At 72.3% G+C, this 2,195-nt stretch carries 1 protein-coding gene and 1 tRNA gene; one reads left to right on the forward strand and one right to left on the reverse strand.

Annotation, left to right across the window (positions count from 1 at the left end):
* Positions 1-416 precede the first annotated feature (416 nt).
* Positions 417-492: transfer RNA gene (locus tag FV222_RS23865), tRNA-Ile, on the forward strand.
* A 332-nt stretch (positions 493-824) separates the two neighbouring features.
* On the opposite strand, the gene FV222_RS23870 is transcribed toward FV222_RS23865, so the two are convergent.
* On the reverse strand, positions 825-1,994 hold the full coding sequence (locus FV222_RS23870; protein ID WP_147762931.1) for a 2'-deoxycytidine 5'-triphosphate deaminase: 1,170 nt from the start codon (positions 1,992-1,994) through the stop codon (positions 825-827).
* Positions 1,995-2,195: the final 201 nt, after the last annotated feature.

A 2,195-nucleotide genomic window follows, 5' to 3' on the forward strand; every position in this document is an offset into this window, starting at 1 on the left:
GCCCCGCCCCGTGGAGGCCGCCTTAACCGCCCCGCGCCATCCTTCGCACGAGCCGCGTCGCGTATCGGCTCACGCTGGTGAGATCCGGGGTTCCCCCGCCCCGTGAGCAGATCGGGGCGGGGCCGAACCGTGGGCGTGCCCCCGAAATGGGAACGCGGCCTGCAACGGTGGGTCGGCCCTAATCCTGTGCCTGAGGGCTCGCCTCGATCCGCCGTGGCTCTCGATGCCGTGGCGGACAGGCGGGTCTGTCGCGTCCGGCCGAATGGGAGCGGGCGCGCGAGCGAAGGGCGGCCGCGCCCGGCGAAGCGCACGACATCCCTTGCTGTCGCGCTCCGTTCGCGGTACGCACCATCGGCGTCGCCGACGGGCTCGACGGATGAATCGTTCAGCCGAAGTACACGTCGTATCAACGTCTTGGGCCTGTAGCTCAATGGTTAGAGCCGACCGCTCATAACGGTCTGGTTGCAGGTTCGAGTCCTGCCGGGCCCACCACTCCCTTCCGACGGCGTTGGATTCAGCAAGCCACCGCGAAATCGGAGCTTTTTCGCGCGCCGTCCCACGGACAGGTCGCACGGCTCGGCGGGTTCGGTGCGCCGTTACACGAACAGGGGGCGTCGAAGCGGGCGCCGCGACTTCCGGATGCAGATGCCGACCGGGATGGCTACGCGATCTTGCCCATCAACGCGATCGTCCAGCACTCCGGCATCCTGGGTTCGTCGGCGGCGGTAATGTGATCTGGATCGACCGTGCCGCGGGCACGCCCGTGGCCGGCTCGGACTCCGCGCGAGGATTGCGGTGGCCGGGTCACTCAAGGCCGCGCCGCCTCAGGCGAAGTGCTTCGACAGCTTCAGCCCTTGCGCCTGGTAGTTCGAGCCGGCGCCGGCGCCGTAGAGCATCCGCGGCACCGCCTCCATGCGCTCGTAGACGAGGCGGCCGACGATCTGACCGTCCTCGAGCAGGAACGGCACGTCGCGCGAGCGCACCTCCAGCACCGCGCGCGCGCCGGTGCCGCCGGCGCCGGCATAGCCGAAGCCGGGATCGAAGAAGCCGGCGTAGTGGACCCGGAACTCGCCCACCAGCGGGTCGAACGGGACCATCTCGGCGGCGTGGTCGGGCGGCACCTGCACCGATTCCTTCGAGGCCAGGATGTAGAACTGGCCGGGATCGAGGATCAGCGAGCCCGAGCCGTCGGCCGGCAGCGGCTCCCAGAACTCGGCCGCCGCATGGCGCCCGGGGGCGTCCACGTCCACGAGGCCGGTATGGCGCTTGGCCCGGTAGCCGATGAGCCCGTCGAATCCGGCGAGGTCCACGGAGACGGCGACGCCGCCGTGGAAGGACGGCGCCGCCGCGGTGACGAGCGGCGAGCGCGCGTGCAGCGCGACGAGCTCGTCGTCGCGCAGCCGCACCGTGCCGCGGCGGAAGCGGATCTGCGACAGGCGCGAGCCGGTGCGGACCAGGACCGGGAAGGTGCGCGGCGAGATCTCGGCGTAGAGCGGCCCGCGATAGCCGGCCTCGACCTGGTCGAACGCCTCCGCCCGGTCGGTGATGACGCGGGTGAACACGTCGATCCGACCGGTCGAGCTCTTCGGGTTGGCCGCCGCCGCGAGGGTCTCGGGCAGGGCCAGGGATTCCTGCAGCTCGGCGATGTAGACGCAGCCGGTCTCCAGCACCGCGCCGGGCCGCAGGTCGATCTCGTGGAACGAAAGGCGCGCGACGCAGGCCGAGACCGCGCGGGACGCGCCCGGCAGGAAGCTGGTGCGCACGCGCCAGGCCCGCGCCCCGAGGCGCAGGTCGAGGCTCGCGGGCTGGATCTGGTCGGCGGCGAAGGGGGAAGGCGTCAGGATGCCGCCCGCCTGCGCCAGGGCGGCGATGCCCTCGGCCGACAGGATGCCGTCGCGCGGCGCTCCGGGTGCCGCCGCGGCGCCCTGCCCCGCAGAAGAAGCGTTCCCGGCTGAAGGGCTTGTCCCGGCAGCCGGGCTCGGCGTCGTGCTCATGTCTCTCGCGCGCCCCGTCCGGCCGTCACCATCGGCCGTTTTCGGGCAAAGCGCCTAACGCCGGCTTAAAGGAGGCTCGGCCGGCGCCGGGCACGGCTCGCCCGGTTCCTCGCCGGGCAGGGCGAGGACGATCCGGATCAGGGCGAGCCGGGCCAGCGCGCCGATCGCGATCAGGCCGGCGAGCGCGCTCGCGAGCACCGG

The sequence above is a fragment of the Methylobacterium sp. WL103 genome (assembly GCF_008039885.1).
In the GTDB taxonomy this organism is placed as follows: Bacteria; Pseudomonadota; Alphaproteobacteria; order Rhizobiales; family Beijerinckiaceae; genus Methylobacterium; species Methylobacterium cerastii.

Excerpts from the sequence above, each read along its gene's own strand:
- FV222_RS23870 (WP_147762931.1), bottom strand. The coding sequence starts at position 1,994 with ATGAGCACGACGCCGAGCCCGGCTGCCGGGACAAGCCCTTCAGCCGGG.